The organism is Mesorhizobium sp. B2-4-14 (genome assembly GCF_006442155.1).
Classification (GTDB): Bacteria; Pseudomonadota; Alphaproteobacteria; order Rhizobiales; family Rhizobiaceae; genus Mesorhizobium.
In genome coordinates, this window is sequence record NZ_VFVA01000007.1 from 13,538 (window position 1) to 31,417 (window position 17,880).

15 protein-coding genes are annotated in these 17,880 nt (G+C 63.5%); 8 read left to right on the top strand and 7 right to left on the bottom strand.

Going from position 1 to position 17,880, the window contains the following annotated elements:
• The first annotated feature begins 60 nt into the window (after nucleotides 1–60).
• Together FJ938_RS08605 and FJ938_RS08610 are read left to right on the top strand one after the other, a co-directional pair.
• Entirely contained in the window at nucleotides 61–2,190 is a 2,130-nt protein-coding gene (locus FJ938_RS08605) for a type I secretion system permease/ATPase (RefSeq protein ID WP_140693046.1), read from the top strand.
• A complete protein-coding gene (locus FJ938_RS08610; RefSeq protein WP_140692827.1) occupies nucleotides 2,187–3,728 on the top strand; it encodes an HlyD family type I secretion periplasmic adaptor subunit in 1,542 nt (513 codons plus the stop codon). The genes FJ938_RS08605 and FJ938_RS08610 overlap by 4 nt, the downstream gene beginning before the upstream one ends.
• Nucleotides 3,729–4,058: 330 nt before the next feature.
• On the opposite strand, the gene FJ938_RS30375 is transcribed toward FJ938_RS08610, so the two are convergent.
• Nucleotides 4,059–4,361 (bottom strand): DUF982 domain-containing protein, encoded by a 303-nt coding sequence (locus FJ938_RS30375; protein WP_140606955.1) that lies wholly within the window; start codon nucleotides 4,359–4,361, stop codon nucleotides 4,059–4,061.
• Nucleotides 4,362–4,800: 439 nt separating this feature from the next.
• Between FJ938_RS30375 and FJ938_RS08620 the strand changes: the two genes are divergently transcribed.
• Nucleotides 4,801–6,258: an NCS1 family nucleobase:cation symporter-1 gene (locus FJ938_RS08620; protein ID WP_140606956.1), complete on the top strand. Its 1,458-nt coding sequence runs from the start codon at nucleotides 4,801–4,803 to the stop codon at nucleotides 6,256–6,258.
• A gap of 72 nt (nucleotides 6,259–6,330) precedes the next feature.
• On the opposite strand, the gene FJ938_RS08625 is transcribed toward FJ938_RS08620, so the two are convergent.
• The 5 genes from FJ938_RS08625 to tpiA form a co-directional block, all read right to left on the bottom strand.
• Nucleotides 6,331–6,885, bottom strand: a complete 555-nt coding sequence (locus FJ938_RS08625) for a DUF1697 domain-containing protein (RefSeq protein ID WP_140760196.1) — start codon at nucleotides 6,883–6,885, stop codon at nucleotides 6,331–6,333.
• A gap of 23 nt (nucleotides 6,886–6,908) precedes the next feature.
• Complete coding sequence (locus FJ938_RS08630; protein WP_140692829.1) at nucleotides 6,909–8,546, bottom strand: CTP synthase; 1,638 nt, start codon at nucleotides 8,544–8,546, stop codon at nucleotides 6,909–6,911.
• A 131-nt stretch (nucleotides 8,547–8,677) separates the two neighbouring features.
• Nucleotides 8,678–9,805 (bottom strand): L,D-transpeptidase, encoded by a 1,128-nt coding sequence (locus tag FJ938_RS08635; RefSeq protein WP_140692831.1) that lies wholly within the window; start codon nucleotides 9,803–9,805, stop codon nucleotides 8,678–8,680.
• A gap of 212 nt (nucleotides 9,806–10,017) precedes the next feature.
• On the bottom strand, nucleotides 10,018–10,494 hold the full coding sequence (gene secG, locus FJ938_RS08640; RefSeq protein WP_140692834.1) for a preprotein translocase subunit SecG: 477 nt from the start codon (nucleotides 10,492–10,494) through the stop codon (nucleotides 10,018–10,020).
• Nucleotides 10,495–10,660: 166 nt separating this feature from the next.
• Nucleotides 10,661–11,431 (bottom strand): triose-phosphate isomerase, encoded by a 771-nt coding sequence (gene tpiA, locus FJ938_RS08645; RefSeq protein ID WP_140692836.1) that lies wholly within the window; start codon nucleotides 11,429–11,431, stop codon nucleotides 10,661–10,663.
• Nucleotides 11,432–11,575: 144 nt separating this feature from the next.
• Here tpiA and FJ938_RS08650 point away from each other — a divergent pair, with 144 nt between their 5' ends.
• The 5 genes from FJ938_RS08650 to glp are packed head-to-tail and all read left to right on the top strand — an operon-like array spanning nucleotide 11,576 to nucleotide 16,981.
• Nucleotides 11,576–13,468 carry a SurA N-terminal domain-containing protein gene (locus FJ938_RS08650; RefSeq protein WP_140692838.1) on the top strand — a complete coding sequence of 631 codons (1,893 nt, stop codon included), beginning with the start codon at nucleotides 11,576–11,578 and terminating at the stop codon, nucleotides 13,466–13,468.
• A complete protein-coding gene (trpD, locus tag FJ938_RS08655) occupies nucleotides 13,465–14,475 on the top strand; it encodes an anthranilate phosphoribosyltransferase (protein WP_140606962.1) in 1,011 nt (336 codons plus the stop codon). The genes FJ938_RS08650 and trpD overlap by 4 nt, the downstream gene beginning before the upstream one ends.
• Before the next feature lie 3 nt (nucleotides 14,476–14,478).
• Nucleotides 14,479–15,291 (top strand): indole-3-glycerol phosphate synthase TrpC, encoded by an 813-nt coding sequence (trpC, locus tag FJ938_RS08660; protein ID WP_140606963.1) that lies wholly within the window; start codon nucleotides 14,479–14,481, stop codon nucleotides 15,289–15,291.
• Between the two features lie 2 nt (nucleotides 15,292–15,293).
• The gene (moaC, locus tag FJ938_RS08665; RefSeq protein WP_140606964.1) at nucleotides 15,294–15,776 is read left to right on the top strand and encodes a cyclic pyranopterin monophosphate synthase MoaC; all 483 of its coding nucleotides are present in this window, start codon (nucleotides 15,294–15,296) and stop codon (nucleotides 15,774–15,776) included.
• Entirely contained in the window at nucleotides 15,776–16,981 is a 1,206-nt protein-coding gene (glp, locus tag FJ938_RS08670; RefSeq protein WP_140606965.1) for a gephyrin-like molybdotransferase Glp, read from the top strand. Before moaC ends, glp begins: the two co-directional genes overlap by 1 nt.
• Nucleotides 16,982–17,028: 47 nt before the next feature.
• Here the strand turns inward: glp and FJ938_RS08675 are convergent, their stop codons facing one another.
• Nucleotides 17,029–17,859, bottom strand: coding sequence for an alpha/beta hydrolase (locus FJ938_RS08675; RefSeq protein ID WP_140692841.1), 831 nt, complete (start codon nucleotides 17,857–17,859; stop codon nucleotides 17,029–17,031).
• Nucleotides 17,860–17,880 lie beyond the last annotated feature (21 nt).

Here is a 17,880-nt window from a genome sequence, read left to right on the forward strand (position 1 = left end):
GCAGCGCGCGCGCCGACCGAGCTGTCCAGAGTCGAACCCGCTCCGCCGCTATTCACGCCGATGGATTCTGGCCTGGCCGGGCTGGCGGTGATCGCGGGCTACTACCGCATCGCCGCCGACCCGGCGCAAATGCGCCATCAGCTTGCGCTGACGGGGCGATTCGCCGCGGCCGAGGATATCGTCCGCGGCGCGAATGTCCTGGAGCTGCGCTCGCGCATCCTGCGCCGCATCAAAGCCAAGCGCCTCGCCACCATTCCCTATCCCGCGCTGATCGGCCTCAAGGACGGCACCTTCGGCGTCCTGGCGGCCTCCCCCACGAAGGGGCTCGCGCGGCTGCTCGATCCGATCGTCCGCATTGCCCGGGAATTGCCGATCGAGGACATTGCCGCGCTGTCGTCCGGCGAAGTGGTTCTGGTCACGCGCCGCCTTGGCGGCGCGGGAACCGATCCCAGAACTTTCGGATTCCGCTGGTTCCTGCCCTCGATCCTGCGTTACCGGCGGCCTCTCGCCCAGGTCGTGATCGCATCGCTCTTCGTGCAGCTGTTCGCGCTTATCACGCCGGTGTTCTTCCAGCTCATCGTCGACAAGGTGCTGGTGCATAAGGGGGTGTCCACCCTGACGGTGCTGATCGTCGGCCTGATGACGCTGGGACTGTTCGAGTCGGTCCTGCAATTCCTGCGCGCCTATACGCTGAGCCATACAACCAACCGAATGGATGTCGAGCTCGGCCGGCGCCTGTTCCACCACCTCTTTCGCCTGCCCCTCGCTTATTTCGAGACGCGCGCAACCGGTCAGACGGTTGCGCGCGTGCGCGAACTCGAGACGATCCGCGGCTTCCTGACCGGACAGGGCCTGACCTCGCTGCTCGACCTCGTCTTCACGGCGGTCTTCTTCGTCGTGATGTTCATCTATTCGCCCACACTGACGCTGGTGGTGCTCGGGACGATCCCCGTCTATCTCCTGATTGCGGTGCTGATCCGCCCGATTCTTCGCGAGCAGATCAATGAAAAGTTCAACCGCGGCGCGCGCTCGCAGCAGTTTCTTGTCGAATCGATTGTCGGAGCGCCGACCCTGAAGGCGGCGAGCGTCGAGCCGATGATGCAGGCGCAATGGGAAGAGCGGCTCGCGTCCTATGTCCGCACCTCGTTCGACGCCGGTGTCACCGGCGCGCTCGGACAGAACCTCATCCAGTATGTCAGCAAGGTGACGACGGCGCTGATCCTGCTCTTCGGCGCACAGGCGGTGATCAACGGCGCGATGACGGTCGGCGAACTGATCGCGTTCAACATGATCGCCTCCCAGGTCGTTGCCCCGATTCTTCGCCTCGCTCAGCTCTGGCAGGACTTCCAGCAGGTGCAGGTTTCGGTGGCGCGGCTCGGCGACATCCTGAACACGCCGCCAGAACCGATGCCTCAGAACCTGCTGACGCTGCCGCCGCCGAGGGGCGGGATCGACCTGCGCGGCGTGTCGCTTCGCTATCGGCCCGACGCGGCTGAGGCGCTGCGCAATGTCACGCTGTCGATCGCCCCGGGCGAAGTCATCGGCTTTGTCGGTGCGTCGGGCTCCGGCAAGTCGACGCTGGTCAAGGTGGTGCAACGGCTCTATTCGCCGCAGGCAGGCCAGATCATGCTCGACGGCATCGACATCGCCCAGCTCGATCCGGGTTGGCTTCGCCGCCAGATCGGAGTCGTGTTGCAGGAGAACATCCTGTTCAACCGGTCAATTCACGAAAACATCGCGCTCGGCGATCCCGCCGTGGCGCGGGCATGGGTTATTGAGGCGGCCAGGCTCGCCGGCGCCGACGAGTTCATCGCGCAGATGCCGCAGGGCTATGACACGATCATCGAGGAGCGCGGCGCCAATCTCTCGGGCGGACAGCGCCAGCGCATCGCCATCGCCCGCGCGCTCGCCACCAATCCGCGCATCCTTATCTTCGACGAAGCGACCTCGGCGCTGGACTACGAGAGCGAGCGCATCGTGCAGGAGAACATGCGCGCGATCGTGCGCGGCCGCACGGTGCTGATCATCGCCCATCGCTTGGCGGCGGTGCGCCCATGCACGCGCATCGTCGGAATGGAAAGGGGCGCGATCGTCGAGATTGGAAGCCACGAGGAACTCCTCGCGCGCAAAGGCGGCCTCTACGCCCGGCTCTGGGCGCTGCAGTCGGATCAGGCGAGGGGCGGGGCATGAACCAGAGAACCGAGCCGCCCCCTCCCGCATCGCCACAGCCGGCCGCCCGACCCGCGGTCATCTCCGGCCGCGATCGCGAATTCCTGCCGGCGGCGATCGAGATCCTGGAAACGCCGGCACCGCCGCTGTCGTCGGTGACCATGTTGACGATTTGCGCCTTCTTCGCGGCCGCGCTCGCCTGGTCGTTCTACGGGCGGCTCGACGTGCACGCCGTGGCGCCCGGCAAAATCGACACGGCCGGCCATGCCAAGGTGGTTCAACCGCTCGATCCAGGTAAGATCGCCGCAATACGCGTCGAGAATGGACAGCCCGTGAGGGCGGGAGACCTGCTTCTGGAGTTGGATCCGGCTGAGGCGGCGGCGGAAGAGAAGGCGCAGCGCGATGAGTTCAATGCGATCCTCGCCGAAATCGCGCGCCGGCGATTCGCTATCGCGACGGCGCGCGCGGTGCTCGATGGTCCGGCGAGATCGGGCGAGGCGAACGAGCACGAGGTCGTAATCGCGCAGTTGGCGCAAGCCGCGGCCGACCCCCAGCCGCAAATCGTGTGGGGAACCGAGTTGCCGGAGGCGATACGCCTGCGGGAGGCTTCAGTGCTGACGGCAGACATCAACCAGCTCATCGGCGCCTTGCAGAGCCTCGACAAGCAGAGTCTGCAGAAGGAAGCGACGCGTCAGCGCCTCGGGATGAGCATCGCCTACCAGAACAAGTTAATCGAAACGCTGACCCAGCTTGTCGGCACCCGTCAGGAGGCGCTCGATCGCCAGGTCGGCAGCAAGGTCAATCTCTACGACTCAACGGAGCAGCTGGAAAAATCACAATCGTCGCTCGCCTCGGACCAGGGGCAACTGATCGAAACCGATGCCGCGCTGAAAGAGCTCGCGAGCGAGAAGATTGTGACACTCTCGCAATTCGCAGCCGACAACGAGAACAAACTCGCCGACGCCGAGCGCAAAGCGGACGAAGCCGAACAGGCCGTCATCAAGGCGAGCGCACGCCTCGCGCATACCAAGCTCTATTCGCCGATCGACGGCATCGCACAGGAGATCGCGGTCACCACGGTCGGTCAAGTCGTGACCACCGGGCAGCAACTCCTGGTCGTCGCGCCGACGGCGCGGGCGCTTCAGGTTGAGGCGCTCGTCGCCAACCTCGACATCGGCTTCATCAAGCCCGGCCAGAGCGCGGTCATCAAGGTCGACGCCTTCCCCTTCACTCGTTTTGGCGTGTTGCACGGCACGGTCACGCGCGTCGCCTCCGCGGCGGTCGAGGAGCAGGAGGCCAAGCGTGGCTTCGCCAACGCCGCAGCCGCCGCCAATACGGCCGGCGCCGCGCCCGCCGGCCAGGCCGGCCAGCCCCAGAACTTCGTCTTCCCGGTCACCATCGCGCTTCAGGAACAGGCTATCAACATAGACGGGGGGATGATCCCTCTGGCTTCGGGCATGACGGTGACCGTGGAAATCAAAACCGACAGCCGCCGCGTCATCGATTACTTGCTCTCCCCGCTCGCCAAGGTTGCTTCGGAGGCGTTCAGGGAAAGATGACGTAATGGCGCACAAGACAAAGAGTTAAAGTGCGTCGATCGAGATGGCACCCGCAAGCATACACTTGCAACGCGGCGCCCAACGCGGCGACCGGGCCGCTGACGCCTCGTCATCACAATGAATGGCTACTTCAGTGAGAACTCGTGCGATCGTGTTCAGATTGGCAGGCACCGGAGCGATGCTGCCACCGCATATGCCGGCTCTGGTTAGCAGGCCCGATTAACTCCCGGTCAAGTGGCTCGGCACCCGCCGACCTGCCCTGAAGGTCAAACGCGGCAACGTCGCGCCCGCAACGGGCGCGACCCACCAGGAGCAAAGGGGCGCGGGCACCTAGCGCCGTAGCGCGTGTACGCTTGCCATACTGTCGCTGCCTATCGGCATCGCCATGTCATCATCGAGAAGCCGCGTGATCCGGGCAAAGCCAGTGAACGCTTTCCTTGCTTCTTCGGCCGACATCTGGCCCGACAGGGCAGCCGAGCAGCAGTTCAGCGCACACTGATACACAGGCCCACGCCTTCCCGCTGGCCATTTGCGCAGGAAAACCATCGCTTCGGCGACACTATCTACTTCTTCTACAGGGTGTCCCTGCCCGCGCGATATCCGCACGGGCGAAAAGAAATGCAGGTAGTCCATAGTTTCCTCCCGGTCGATCGCATTGCGCGCGATCGAACCCAATGAAACGCGGCATCTGGCGGTTGGTTCCACGCAGAAGGTAAAATCTTTAAAAAAATCCGCCGGTCGAAAGCGGCCACCGAAGAAGCTGGCTACATCGTCGGGATATGACAAGCCACTTTGTGGCCGGGCCGATATTCCTTTACCTCCAGCCGCCCGAACGGCAGTGCTCCCGCTGCGATCGGGCATCGCCTGGACAGCATCGCCGTTACCGAAATTCGAATCACCCGACCGGGGATTCGGCAGCGGCCCACCATTGCGGTCCCACGATAATCGCGGTTCGCATTGAATATCTTTAAGGCCAAAGCCGACAAATGGATTGCTTGCCGGTTCCCTGACGTCAGGCTTAATCTCTGCGGTCAACGCGTGAGGGCGCGTTTTGGCAAAAGGGGACGTTGCAATGACAATACAAGGTGCATCGCCTGACCTATACAACGAGGATCTCGCTCCCGCGAAAATCCGCAATTGGGGACCGTTTTCGATCTTCAACGTCTGGACGTCGGACGTTCATAGCCTCTGGGGCTACTATCTCGCCGCCAGCCTGTTTCTGTTCTGCGGCGGCTTCGTCAACTTCATTATCGCAATCGGCATCGGCTCGCTGATCATCTACGCGCTGATGAACATGGTCGGCTATGCGGGCGTGAAGACGGGCGTGCCCTACCCCGTTCTTGCCCGCGCTTCCTTCGGTATCTGGGGCGCCAACATACCGGCGCTGGTACGCGCTATCGTCGCCTGCTTCTGGTACGGCGCGCAAACGGCGGCCGCCTCCGGCGCGATCGTCGCCCTGCTGATCCGCTCGCAATGGTTCGCCGATTTCAACGCCAGTACGCATTTCCTCGGCCATTCAGGCCTGGAGGTGATCTGCTTCGTGGTCATCTGGGCGCTGCAACTGCTGATCATCCAGAAGGGCATGGAAACGGTGCGCCGCTTCCAGGACTGGGCCGGGCCTGCCGTCTGGGTGATGATGCTGATCCTGGCAGTCTATCTCTGCGTCAAATCCGGTACCTTCGCTTTCACCAGCGACATCCCGATGGACGTGCTGAAGGAAAAGACCAAGGACGCGGGCGTGCCGGGCGAACCGGGTTCATGGACCTCGCTGTTCGCGGTGGCCGCCATCTGGGTGACCTATTTCTCGGCGCTCTATCTCAACTTCTGCGATTTCGCCCGCTACGCGCCGGACAAGGCGTCACTGCGCAAGGGCAACATCTGGGGCCTGCCGATCAACCTGATCCTGTTCTCGCTGGTCGCCGGCGTCACCACCATCGCCGCCTATGACGTCTATCATGAAGTGCTGCTGCACCCTGACCAGATCTCGGCCAAGTTCGACAGCTGGTTCCTGGCCGCGCTCGCCGCCTTGACCTTCGCCGTCGCGACGCTCGGCATCAACGTCGTGGCGAACTTCGTCTCGCCGGCATTCGACTTCTCCAACGTCTTCCCACGTCGGATCGATTTCAAGAAGGGCGGCTACATCGCGGCTATCATCGCGCTTGTGCTCTATCCCTTCGCCCCGTGGGAAGGCAGCGCCGCGTCCTTCGTCAACATCATCGGCGCGACGATGGGGCCGATCTTCGGCGTCATGATGGTCGACTACTACCTCATCCGGAAGGGCGAGGTCGATGTCGAGGCGCTTTATCGCGAGGACGGCGAGTTCCGCTTCCAAGGTGGATGGCACGTCAATGCCTTCATCGCCGCCGGCATCGGCGCGGTCTTCTCGTCGATCCTGCCGAATTTCACCAATTGGCTTCCGTCCTGGTGGGGCGTCTATGGCTGGTTCTTCGGCGTCGCCATCGCCGGCATCATCTATTATGTGCTGCGCACCGCCGCAGTGGGTGCGGGGGCCAGAATGGCGAAAGCTTGAATAGGGGAATGAGGCAGTAGGGCAGTAGGGCAGTAGGGCAGTACCGTCCCTACCCCTTATTGCCTTATTGCCTTACTGCCCTACTCCCTTATCTGCGACCATCTCGGCCAGCTTGCACACCGTGTTCCAGTTGCGCGACGTGCCTATGCCGAGACGCTTGTGGTTGGTCGCCGCAAGCAGCCGCGAGCTTGGTCGCTCGCGCGAAAAGACCACCCAGATGTCGCCGCCGACATAGAGCACCTTCTCATCTGCGGCGGCATAGGCCTGCAGCGCCGCGGCAGCGTCCGGCGGCACCGGCTCCCGCATCACCCGCACCGCCACCTGGTCGCCAGCATCTACGGACTGATCGGCGAATGGATTGCCGGCAGCAAGCTTTAGCCAGTCCTTCGCGCCGCGCACGATGATATCGACATGGCGGCCAAAGGTCTTTTCGAAGGCTGTTTCCAGCCGCTGCTCTAAACTGGAAATCTTGTATGCCCGCGCTTCGAAGACCAGATTGCCGGTCGCAATCAGCGTCCGGGCATTCTTGAGGCCCAGGTCCTCCGCCATTGCCCTTAGATCGGACATGACAAGGCGCCGCCCCTCGCCGAGGCCAATGCTGTAGAGCAGCGCGACATAAGTTTGCATGGCCAGATCCTCCGGCCTATCGCTCAAACCAGGCGTGACTGTTCCACCGCCGCCTCGATGAAGCTGGCGAACAGCGGGTGCGGATCGAGTGGCCGGCTCTTCAACTCGGGGTGATACTGCACGCCGATGAACCAGGGATGGTCAGGGTATTCGACCGTTTCCGGCAACACGCCGTCGGGCGACATGCCGGCAAACACCAGGCCGCAATCCTCGAGCCGCTGCTTGTAGTCGATGTTGACCTCGTAGCGGTGACGGTGGCGCTCGGAAATCTGCGTGTCGCCATAGATATCGGCAATCTTGGATCCCTTGGCGAGATCGGCCTGATAGGCGCCGAGCCGCATCGTGCCACCCAGATCGCCGGTTTCCCGCCGCTTCTCCAGCATGTTGCCCTTCAGCCATTCGGTCATCAGCCCGACGACCGGCTCCTTGGTCGGGCCGAATTCGGTCGAGGACGCGTCTTCGACGCCGGCCAGCGAGCGAGCCGCCTCGATGCAAGCCATCTGCATGCCGAAGCAGATGCCGAAATACGGCACCTTGCGCTCGCGCGCGAACTTCGCCGCCAGGACCTTGCCTTCGGAGCCACGTTCGCCAAAGCCGCCGGGAACCAGGATACCGTGCACCTTTTCCAGCCACGGCGTCGGATCCTCCTTTTCGAAGATCTCCGATTCGATCCAGTCGAGCTTGACCTTGACATGATTGGCCAGCCCGCCATGCGAAAGTGCCTCGATCAGCGATTTGTAGGCATCCTTGAGGCCGGTATATTTGCCGACGATGGCGATGGTCACCTCGCCTTCCGGATTGTGGATCCGATCCGACACTTTCTGCCAGGGCTCCATGCGCGGCTTCGGCGCCGGGTCGATACCGAAGGCCGCCAGCACTTCCGAATCAAGCCCTTCCTTGTGGTAGGCCATCGGCACGTCGTAGATGTGCGGCACGTCGAGCGCCTGGATGACCGCGCTTTCCCGGACGTTACAGAACAGCGAGAGCTTTCTGCGCTCTTCCTTGGGGATGGCGCGGTCTGCTCGTACCAAAAGAATATCGGGCGCGATGCCGATACCGCGCAATTCCTTGACTGAATGCTGAGTCGGCTTGGTTTTCAGCTCGCCGGCCGTCGGGATGTAGGGCATCAATGTCAGATGCACATAGACGGCGTTGTTGCGCGGCAGATCGTTGCCGAGCTGGCGGATGGCCTCGAGGAACGGCATCGCCTCGATGTCGCCGACCGTGCCGCCGATCTCGCACAGCACGAAATCATAGTCGTCATTGCCGTTGAGGACGAAATTCTTGATCTCGTCGGTGACGTGCGGGATGACCTGCACCGTGGCGCCGAGATAGTCGCCGCGCCGCTCGCGCTCGATGATGTTCTTGTAGATGCGGCCGGTGGTGATGTTGTCCTGTTGATTGGCCGAGCGGCCGGTGAAGCGCTCGTAGTGGCCAAGATCGAGATCGGTCTCGGCGCCATCATCGGTGACGAACACCTCGCCATGTTGATACGGCGACATCGTGCCGGGGTCGACATTGAGGTAAGGGTCGAGTTTTTTGATGCGTGCGCGATAGCCTCGCGCCTGCAGGAGAGCTCCAAGGGCCGCCGCGGCTATGCCTTTTCCAAGTGAGGAAACCACGCCGCCTGTGATGAATACATATCGCGCCATGGGATTCATCGCTTAACGCGGCCTGATTGATTCCGCCAGAGAAAAAACCGCCGCGAAGGATTTTTCTCAAGAAGGCGCCGGGGAGGAGGCAAAACAAAAGGGCCGGCTGAGCCGGCCCTTTCGGGATGTTGGTGGAAGCGTCAGATGATGACGACTTTGGTACCGATCCTGACGCGGCTGTAGAGGTCCATGACGTGCTCGTTCATCATCCGGAAGCAGCCATTGGAGGCGCTGGTTCCGATCGACTGCGGCGCGATGGTGCCATGGATACGCAGATGCGTGTCCTTCTTGCCGTCATAGAGGTAGATGGCGCGTGCGCCGAGCGGGTTCTGGCCGCCTCCAGGCATGCCGTCCTTGTACTGGCCGTAATGCTGGGGCTCGCGCTTTTGCATGTCGAGCGTCGGGATCCAGCGCGGCCATTCCTGCTTGTCGCCGACCGCGACGGTGCCCTTGAACTGCAGGCCTTCGCGGCCGACCGCGATCGCATAGCGACGGGCGGTGGACGACGATTCGACGAGATAGAGACGGCGGGCGCTGGTGTCGATGACGATGGTGCCTGCTTCGTAGCCGGTGAACTCCACGTCCTGCGGCACGAATTCCGGTTTCACCTTGAACGGCTTCTTGGCGTCTCGCTTGGCAAGGGCCGAGTCAAGCGCGCGCGTCTCGGGCAGATAGCTTATCGACGATCCGGAAGAGGTGCCGCCGAACAGGCCTGCGAACAGGCCGCCACCGCCAGTGTTCTGCTTCTGGCCGGGCGTCTCGCTGCGCAGCTCGCCATTGTTCCCGGTCAGCGCGACGTTCATCACCTCGGCTGGTATCGGTTCGGCCGACTGGATCGGCTCGATCGGCGTCACCGGTTCGATGGTCTTGGTGGTCTTCTTGGCGGGCTTCGCCTCGGCCACCTCGGTCGCCGGGGCACTCTTGCCCTTGTTGGCCAGGAAGGCCTGCCGTTCCGCCTCGGCCTTGGCTTTTGCCGCCTCGCGCATCGCCAGCTTCCTGGCCTCCAGCGCCTTGGCCTTGGCATCTTCCTTGTCGGCGGCGATCTTGGCCTCGATCTTGTCGATCTGGGCGAGATCGGCCGGCGTCGGGTTTTTCTTCTTCTTGAGAAGCCTCAACTGCGCCGCATCGCTCTTGACTGCGACGTTGATGACGTCGGTTTTCTCGACCGACTGATTGGCGGCCAGATTGGCCGGTACGCCGGCGAAGGCCGGGGAACTGAGGCCAAGTACGGCGCAAAGTCCCAGGAGAATGAAGCTGCGAAGCTGCATGGCGAAGATCCGATCGTTCAATGCTTGTTGCCCACGGCGTCGCCCGGCGTCCCCCAAGGACACCGAAAATGCCGCGTGCAATCTATAGTCGAATAAGCTCGGCGGTCTCAAGCGCGAGACCTCGCTGCTGCGCGTCGAATCTTCGTGATCGCGCAGCATTTGCCGCGACTGTGTTCAAACGACAACAGGTCGCGGTTTGGGAGAAGTGGAGGCTACTGGTTCGGGACCTGCGGTGCCGCCGGCGCGGTGTTGGTGGCGCCGTTCGTCGCCGGTGACGTCGAGCCGGCGGCGGGCGCGGTGGCCGGTGCTGTTGCCGGAGGCTTCGTGGCGGCGTCATTGCCGGATGGCGGCGTCGGCGTGGCAGTGCCGGCGGGCGCCGGGGTCGTCGTGCCGGGCAATTGGTTGAGCACGCCCTTGCCGGCGCCGTCCGAGGTCGCGGGAGCCCGATCGAGAATGTCGATCGGCTTCTCGCCATAGCGGGCAATGATCGACAATGTCAGCGACGTCACAAAGAAAGCGGCCGCCAGGATCGCCGTCGCACGCGTCAACGCATTGGCGGCGCCGCGCGCCGTCATGAACCCCGATCCGCCACCAATACCAAGGCCGCCGCCTTCAGAGCGTTGCAGCAGCACCACGCCGACAAGGGCGAGCACGACCATGAGATGGATGACGATCAGTACGGTTTGCATAGTTTATCCTGGCAAGGCCCTGCCCGGCCGCGGACACGACCGGTGAATTGGAGGCGGCTCAATACAATGCTTTCACGGCATTTCCAAGCCCGTGGCCGGAATATGGGAAGCAACGCGTCCTTTGCAACGAATTTGGACGCGCCGCGACCCGTCCATCGTCGTGGATTCATCCTGAAATGCTGCGATACGCTTCCGCGATACCGAGGAAATCGGCAGCTTTCAGGCTGGCGCCGCCAACCAGCGCGCCATCGACATTCCGGACGCCAAGCAACTCCACGGCATTCGACGGCTTGACCGAGCCGCCATAAAGAATGCGTATCCTGGCAGCGGCGGCGCCGAGTTTTTCCGACAGCCTTTCGCGGATATGCGCATGCGCTGCGGCCACGTCGGCCGCGGTTGGCGTCAGGCCGGTGCCGATCGCCCATACCGGCTCATAAGCAATGACGGTGTTGGATGGCGTGGCGCTTGGCGGCACCGAGCCGGCGACCTGGCGCGACAGCACCTCCAGCGCGGCTCCGGCCTCGCGCTCCTGCCGCGTCTCGCCGACGCAAACGATCGCCACGAGCCCGGCACGCCATGCGGCGGCGGCCTTGGCCTGGACAGTCGCATCGTCCTCGCCGCATTGCTCGCGGCGCTCGGAATGGCCGACGATGACATGGCTCGCGCCCGCGTCCTTCAGCATCTCCGCCGAGATGCAGCCGGTGTAGGCGCCGCTTTCCTTGGGGTGGCAATCCTCACCACCGGCATGGACCGGCGTGCGCGACAGAATCTCCGCGGCATGGGAAAGCAGCGTCGCGGGAACGCAGATCAGTGCCTCGGTTTCCGCGTCGAGCCCGCTCATGAACCCATTGCCGATCATCCTGAGTTCGTTCAGCGAGGCGCTGGTGCCGTTCATTTTCCAGTTGCCGGCGACGAACGGGCGAATTCCTGGTGTCATGGTCTGCTTCTCCGGGGCGATATCGGGCTCTGGCCCTCACTACCAAAATCAAGCCACAAAGCAATCGACAGTGGGCCGGAAGGGCGCTATTGCGCTTGTTTCAGACTCGGCGCATCCGAAAATGCGCATAAATCGGAAGTAACCATGCTTGGTACATTGAGAAGCGCGGCGGGTACCTGGGTCGCGAAGTCACTGCTTTCGCTGCTGGTGGTGAGTTTCGCCGCCTGGGGCATTTCCGGGCGGCTGATGGGCGGCTTTGCGGGCCACGATTCGGTCATAACGGCGGGTGGCACCAAGGTGTCGATCAACGAATATCGCCTTGCCTATGATCGCCAGCTCGCCGTCATGTCGCAGCAGTTCGGCCAGCGCCTCACCCACGAACAGGCAAAGGCGCTTGGCATCGACAACACGGTGCTGTCGCAGCTGGTTTCCGGTGCCGTTCTCGACGAACAGGCGCGCAAGCTGGGTCTGGGCTTGTCCAAGGACAGGCTGGCCGAGCTAACGCGCGAAGACCCTGCGTTCAAGGGCCCGAGCGGCCAGTTCGACAGGAGGACGTTCGAGTACCTGTTGCGCGAGGTCGGGATGCGGCCCGAGGACTATCTGAAGAACCGCGCCCAGGTCGCGGTGCGTCAGCAGATCGTCGAAGCGGTCTCGGACGGCCTCAAGGCGCCGGACACTTTCCTCAAGGCGGTGGCACTCTACCGCGGCGAGGACCGCACTGTCGATTACCTGACATTGCCGAAGACACTCGTCCAACCCATAGAGACGCCGAGCGATAGCGTGCTTCAGGCCCATTTCGAGGCCAACAAGAAAACCTACGCCGCACCCGAATACCGCAAATTCTCCTATGTCCGGCTCGAGCCGGCGGACATCATGGATCCGACCGCGGTCACCGACCAACAGGTGAGCGACGACTATAACAAGAACAAGGCGCGCTACACCACGCCCGAAATGCGCACCATCGAGCAGCTTGTGTTCAAGACACCGGACGCTGCCAAGGCGGCGCTCGATTCGCTCAAGGCAGGCGCCACTTTCGAAAAGCTGGTGACCGCCGAAGGCAAGACCCCCGCCGACACACTGCTTGGCACACTCGCCAAGGACAAGATCGCCGACAAGGCGGTTGCCGATGCCGCCTTCGCGCTCAACGCCAACGAAGTCAGCCAGGTCGTCCAGGGTGCCTTCGGTCCAGTGCTGTTGCGCGTCACCGAGATCAAGCCCGAGGTGGTGAAGCCGCTGGCCGAAGTGTCGGACCAGATCCGCAAGGATCTGGCGCTGGGTGAGGCAAGCCGCATCCTTTTGGATGTGCACGACAACTATGAAGACACCCGCGCGTCCGGCAGTTCGCTGGCAGCTGCGGCCGCAAAGCTGAAACTGAAGGACGTCACCATCGACGCCATCGATCGCAATGGCCTCAGGCCGGATGGTTCCATCGTCAAGGACTTGCCGGAATCGCCGGCACTGATCAAGGCGGTCTTTGACGCGGAACCCAACACCGAAAACGAAGCGCTGACCACGGCGGACAACGGCTTCATCTTCTATGAGGTTGGTTCGATCACGCCGGCTCGCGACCGCACATTGGATGAGGTCCGCCAGAAGGTCGTCGCCGACTGGACGGCGGCAGAGACGACCAAGCGGCTCGCCGCCAAGGCAGCCGAACTCGAAAAGCGCCTCAAGGCCGGCGCGACGCTCGACGTGATCGCCGGTGAGTTCAAGCTGGAAAAGCAGACCAAGCGCGGCCTGAAGCGCGAAGCCGACGATGCCGATTTCGGCAAGGAGGGCGCTGCCGTCATGTTCGGCGTCGGCGAAGGCGGCACCGGATTGATCCCCTCGCCCACCGGCGATGGGCAAATCCTGTTCAAGGTCGCCGAAGTGTTCGAACCCGCCGGGGCCGATGCCAGTTCGGTGCCGGAGGATGCGCAAAAATCTTTCACCTCCGGCATGTCGGACGATCTGCTCGACCAGTTGGTGGCGCAGTTGCAGACGCAGTACGGCGTCCGCGTCGACCAGGCCGCCGTTGCCCAAGCCTCGACAAGATGAGCGCGCTGAAAACCCATATCGCCAAGGTCGCGGCCGGCACCGCACTTTCCTTCGAGGAAGCGCGTGAGGCCTTCGACATCATCATGTCGGGCGACGCGACCCCCGGGCAGATCGGCGGCTTCCTGATGGCGCTGCGCGTGCGCGGTGAAACGGTGAGCGAAATCTCGGGCGCTGTCGCCACGATGCGCGCCAAGATGCTCCGCGTCGAGGCACCCGCCGACGCGATCGATATCGTCGGCACCGGCGGCGACAATTCCCACAGTGTCAACATTTCAACGGGCTCGGCGTTCGTCATCGCCGCCAGCGGCGTTCCCGTCGCCAAGCACGGCAATCGCGGCCTGTCGTCGCTGACTGGCGCGGCCGATGTCCTGATCGCACTCGGGGTCAAGATCGATCTCTCGCCCGAATTCATCGGCCGCTGCATCCAGGAGGCGGGCGTCGGCTTCATGTTCGCGCCCGCGCACCATCCGGCGATGAAGCATGTCGGCCCGACCCGGGTCGAGCTTGGCACCCGCACCATCTTCAACCTGCTCGGCCCGCTTTCCAATCCGGCGGGCGTCAAGCGCCAGATGGTCGGCGTATTCCTGCCGGAATGGATCATGCCGGTGGCCGAGACGCTGAAGGCGCTGGGCACCGAGCATGCCTGGGTGGCGCATGGCGATGGCTATGACGAGATCACCACAACCGGCGAGACCCAGGTCGCCGAACTGGTTGGCGGCGAGATCCGCAGCTTCACACTGACCCCGGAAGAGGTTGGGCTGAAGCGCCATGCCAAGGACGAGCTGCGCGGCGGTGATGCCGCCTACAATGCCAAGGCATTGCGCGATATGCTGGGCGGCGTTGCCGGCGCCTACCGCGACACGGTGTTGATGAATGCCGGCGCCGGACTTGTGATCGCCGGCAAGGCGACGACGCTTGGCGACGGCATCGCGATGGCCGCGCAGGCCATCGACAGCGGCCGGGCGCTGCAGGTGCTCGACCATTTGGTCGAAATTTCGAACGGGTGAGCCGTGTCTGACATTCTGCGCAAGATCGAGGCCTATAAGCGCGACGAGATCGCCGCCGCCAAGGCGCGCCTGCCGCTGACCGAGGTCAAGGCGCGGGCGAAGGACACGGATGCGCCACGCGGCTTCCTTGCGGCTCTCGAGGCGAAGCGCGGATCGGGCGGTTTCGCGCTGATCGCCGAAATCAAGAAAGCGAGCCCCTCCAAAGGGCTGATCCGTGCCGATTTCGATCCACCGGCGTTGGCAAAGGCTTATGAGAAGGGCGGTGCCGCCTGTCTTTCGGTGTTGACCGATGCGCCGTCCTTCCAGGGCGCGCCGGAATTCCTCACCAGGGCAAGAGCAGCAGTCGCCCTGCCCGCACTGCGCAAGGATTTCCTGTTCGATCCCTATCAGGTCTTTGAGGCCCGCGCCTGGGGCGCTGATGCCATCCTGATCATCATGGCCAGCGTCGACGATGCCCTGGCGAGCGAGCTTGAAGCGACGGCGTTCGAACTCGGCATGGATGCGCTGATCGAGGTGCATGACGAGGCGGAGACGGAGCGCGCGGTAAAGCTGTCTTCGCGGCTGATCGGTATCAACAACCGCAATCTCAGAACATTCGAGACCAGCCTTGAAACCTCGGAGCGGCTGGCCGCGATGGTGCCTGCCGATCGCCTGCTGGTCAGCGAAAGCGGGATCTTCACTCATGATGATTGCCTCAGGATGCAGAAGAGTGGCATCGGCACCTTCCTCGTCGGTGAGAGCCTGATGCGCCAACAGGACGTCGCCATGGCGACGCGCCTGCTGTTGACGGGCAAGGCGCCGGCCGAGGCCGTCTGACGATGGCACCTGCCCTCACTCATCTCGGCGCGCATGGCGAGGCCAACATGGTCGATGTCGGCGGCAAGGACGAGACGACGCGCACGGCGATCGCCGAGGGTTTCGTCTCGATGCAGCCCGAAACGCTGAAGACCATCCTCGCTGGCAACGCCAAGAAAGGCGATGTGCTCGGCACCGCGCGCCTCGCCGGCATCATGGCGGCGAAAAAGACACATGAGCTGATCCCGCTCTGCCATCCGCTGCTGTTGACCAAGGTTTCCGTCGACATTGAGCCGGACCACGCGCTGCCAGGCCTCAAGGTCACCGCATTGGCGCGCGTCACCGGCAAGACCGGCGTCGAGATGGAAGCATTGACCGCCGCATCGGTTGCCTGCCTGACCATTTACGACATGGCCAAGGCGGTGGATCGCGCGATGGTCATCTCCGGCATCCGGCTGGTCGAAAAGTCCGGCGGCAAGTCGGGCGACTACAAGGCAGGTGCCTGATGGCGCTGCTTCCGGTGGTGGAGGCGCTGGAACGCCTGCTGGACGGCGCTGTGCCGCTGGCCGGTGAAAGCGTGCCTCTGATCGAAGCGGCTGATCGCGTGCTGGCGGAACCCGTCGTGGCGCTGCGCACCCAGCCGCCCTTCAACGCTTCGGCGATGGACGGCTATGCTGTCCGTGCCGAAGATGTAGCCTCCGTACCGTCGAAACTCTCGGTGATCGCCATGGCGCCGGCCGGACGTGGCTTCGACGGCACGGTCGGCAAGGCGCAGGCGGTGCGCATTTTCACAGGGGCGCCGCTGCCTGACGGCGCCGACACCATCGTCATTCAGGAGAATGTCCGGGATCTCGGCGGTAGCGATATCGAAGTGATCGAACCCACCGCCGAGTGGCGCAACATCCGCCGCATCGGCCTCGACTTTTCCAGGGGCGACGTCCTTCTGGGAAAAGGACGGATGCTGGATCCGGCAGCCCTTTCCCTGGCAGCATCGGCCAATCATCCCCGGGTGAGCGTGGTGAAACGGCCGCTGGTCGCCATCATCGCTACCGGGGACGAGTTGTTGCGGCCCGGCAGCGAACCCGGGCCGGACCAGATCATCTCGTCCAACGCCTATGGCGTCGCCGCCACCGCTCAGTCTGTCGGCGCCCGCGCGCTCGATTTTGGCATAGCCGCCGACCGCAAGGACGCAATCGCCGCGCTGGTCAGGAAAGCGGTCGGGGCCGGCGCGGATGTCATCGTCACTCTCGGCGGCGCCTCGGTTGGCGACCACGACCTGATCCATGACGTGTTGATGGGCGAAGGCATGACGCTCGGCTTCTGGAAGATCGCCATGCGTCCCGGCAAGCCGCTGATGTTCGGGCGTCTCGGCGGGATAAGATGCGTCGGCCTTCCCGGCAACCCCGTGGCAAGCCTGGTCTGCTCGCAATTGTTCCTGAAGCCGCTGCTGGCAAGGCTTGGCGGCCGTGACTATCGTCAGGACATACGCCAGGCGCGGCTGGGCGCCGCAATGGCGGCCAATGATCTGCGCCAGGATTACGTTCGGGCGGTGGTCAGGGAGGACGATGGCGGGCTGGTGGCGACGCCGTTCAGCATCCAGGACTCCTCGATGCTGAGGATGCTGGCTGACGCCAATGGGCTGATCGTGCGATCCCCGTTTACCCCTGCGTCAGCTGCCGGACAATCTTGCAGCGTGCTGATGCTGCGCTGAAGAGCCGCCATATAGATATCTGATAACAAGATGGAAAATGATCTCGGTTATTGCGAGATCAAGGCGCGCGTCAGCGGATGCGCCGGATCGGCGAGGCCGTCGACAATGTCGTAATGATGCCGGTCGGGTTCGACCGCGGCGCTTGTGGTGGCGCCGAGCCCAGTCCAGATGTTGGCTAGCAACGCGTTCTGGCGCAGGAATTCGGAACGCTCGCCGCCGCCGGCCCAACAGGTGATGCGAACACCATCCATGGGACGCAGCAGCGCCGGGCTTTCGGCCAGGGCTTCGGCCTCATCGATTGCCAATGCTGCGTTCATGCCGGTGCGCATCAGCGGCCGCAAATCATGGAGGCCCGAGATCGAAACGACATGACGTACGCGTCTTGCCACGTCACCAGCCAGAGGCGTGGTTGTGGTCACCATGCGGCTGGCGAGATGCCCGCCGGCCGAATGTCCGGACAGCATCAGAGGCCCCTCGACCATCGCCGCCGCTTTGCCGATTGCCGCACCGATTTCGCCGACGATGCCGGCGATGCGTATGTCCGGGCACAGCGTATAGGATGGCATCGCCACGGCGAAGCCGCTGCTGACCGCGCCCTTGGCGAGGTGCGACCAGGTGCTCTTGTCGGACTCCAGCCAGTAACCTCCATGGATGAACATGACGAGCCCCTTGGGAGCGGCCTCGGGAAGGAAAAGGTCGAACCGATTGCGCGGTCGATCGCCATAGGCGATGTCGAACCTTGCGCGGCCTTGCGCCAACATCGCGTCACGAAACGCTTGCGCGGGTTCCGCCCAGGCGGCCGGCCAGCGATCGCCGCCGGCAATGTTCGCGCCGTTGGCGTAGGCATTGTCCCAATCGGCAATGCGATGGTCGAGCATTCGTGTCCTCCCCAAGATCGG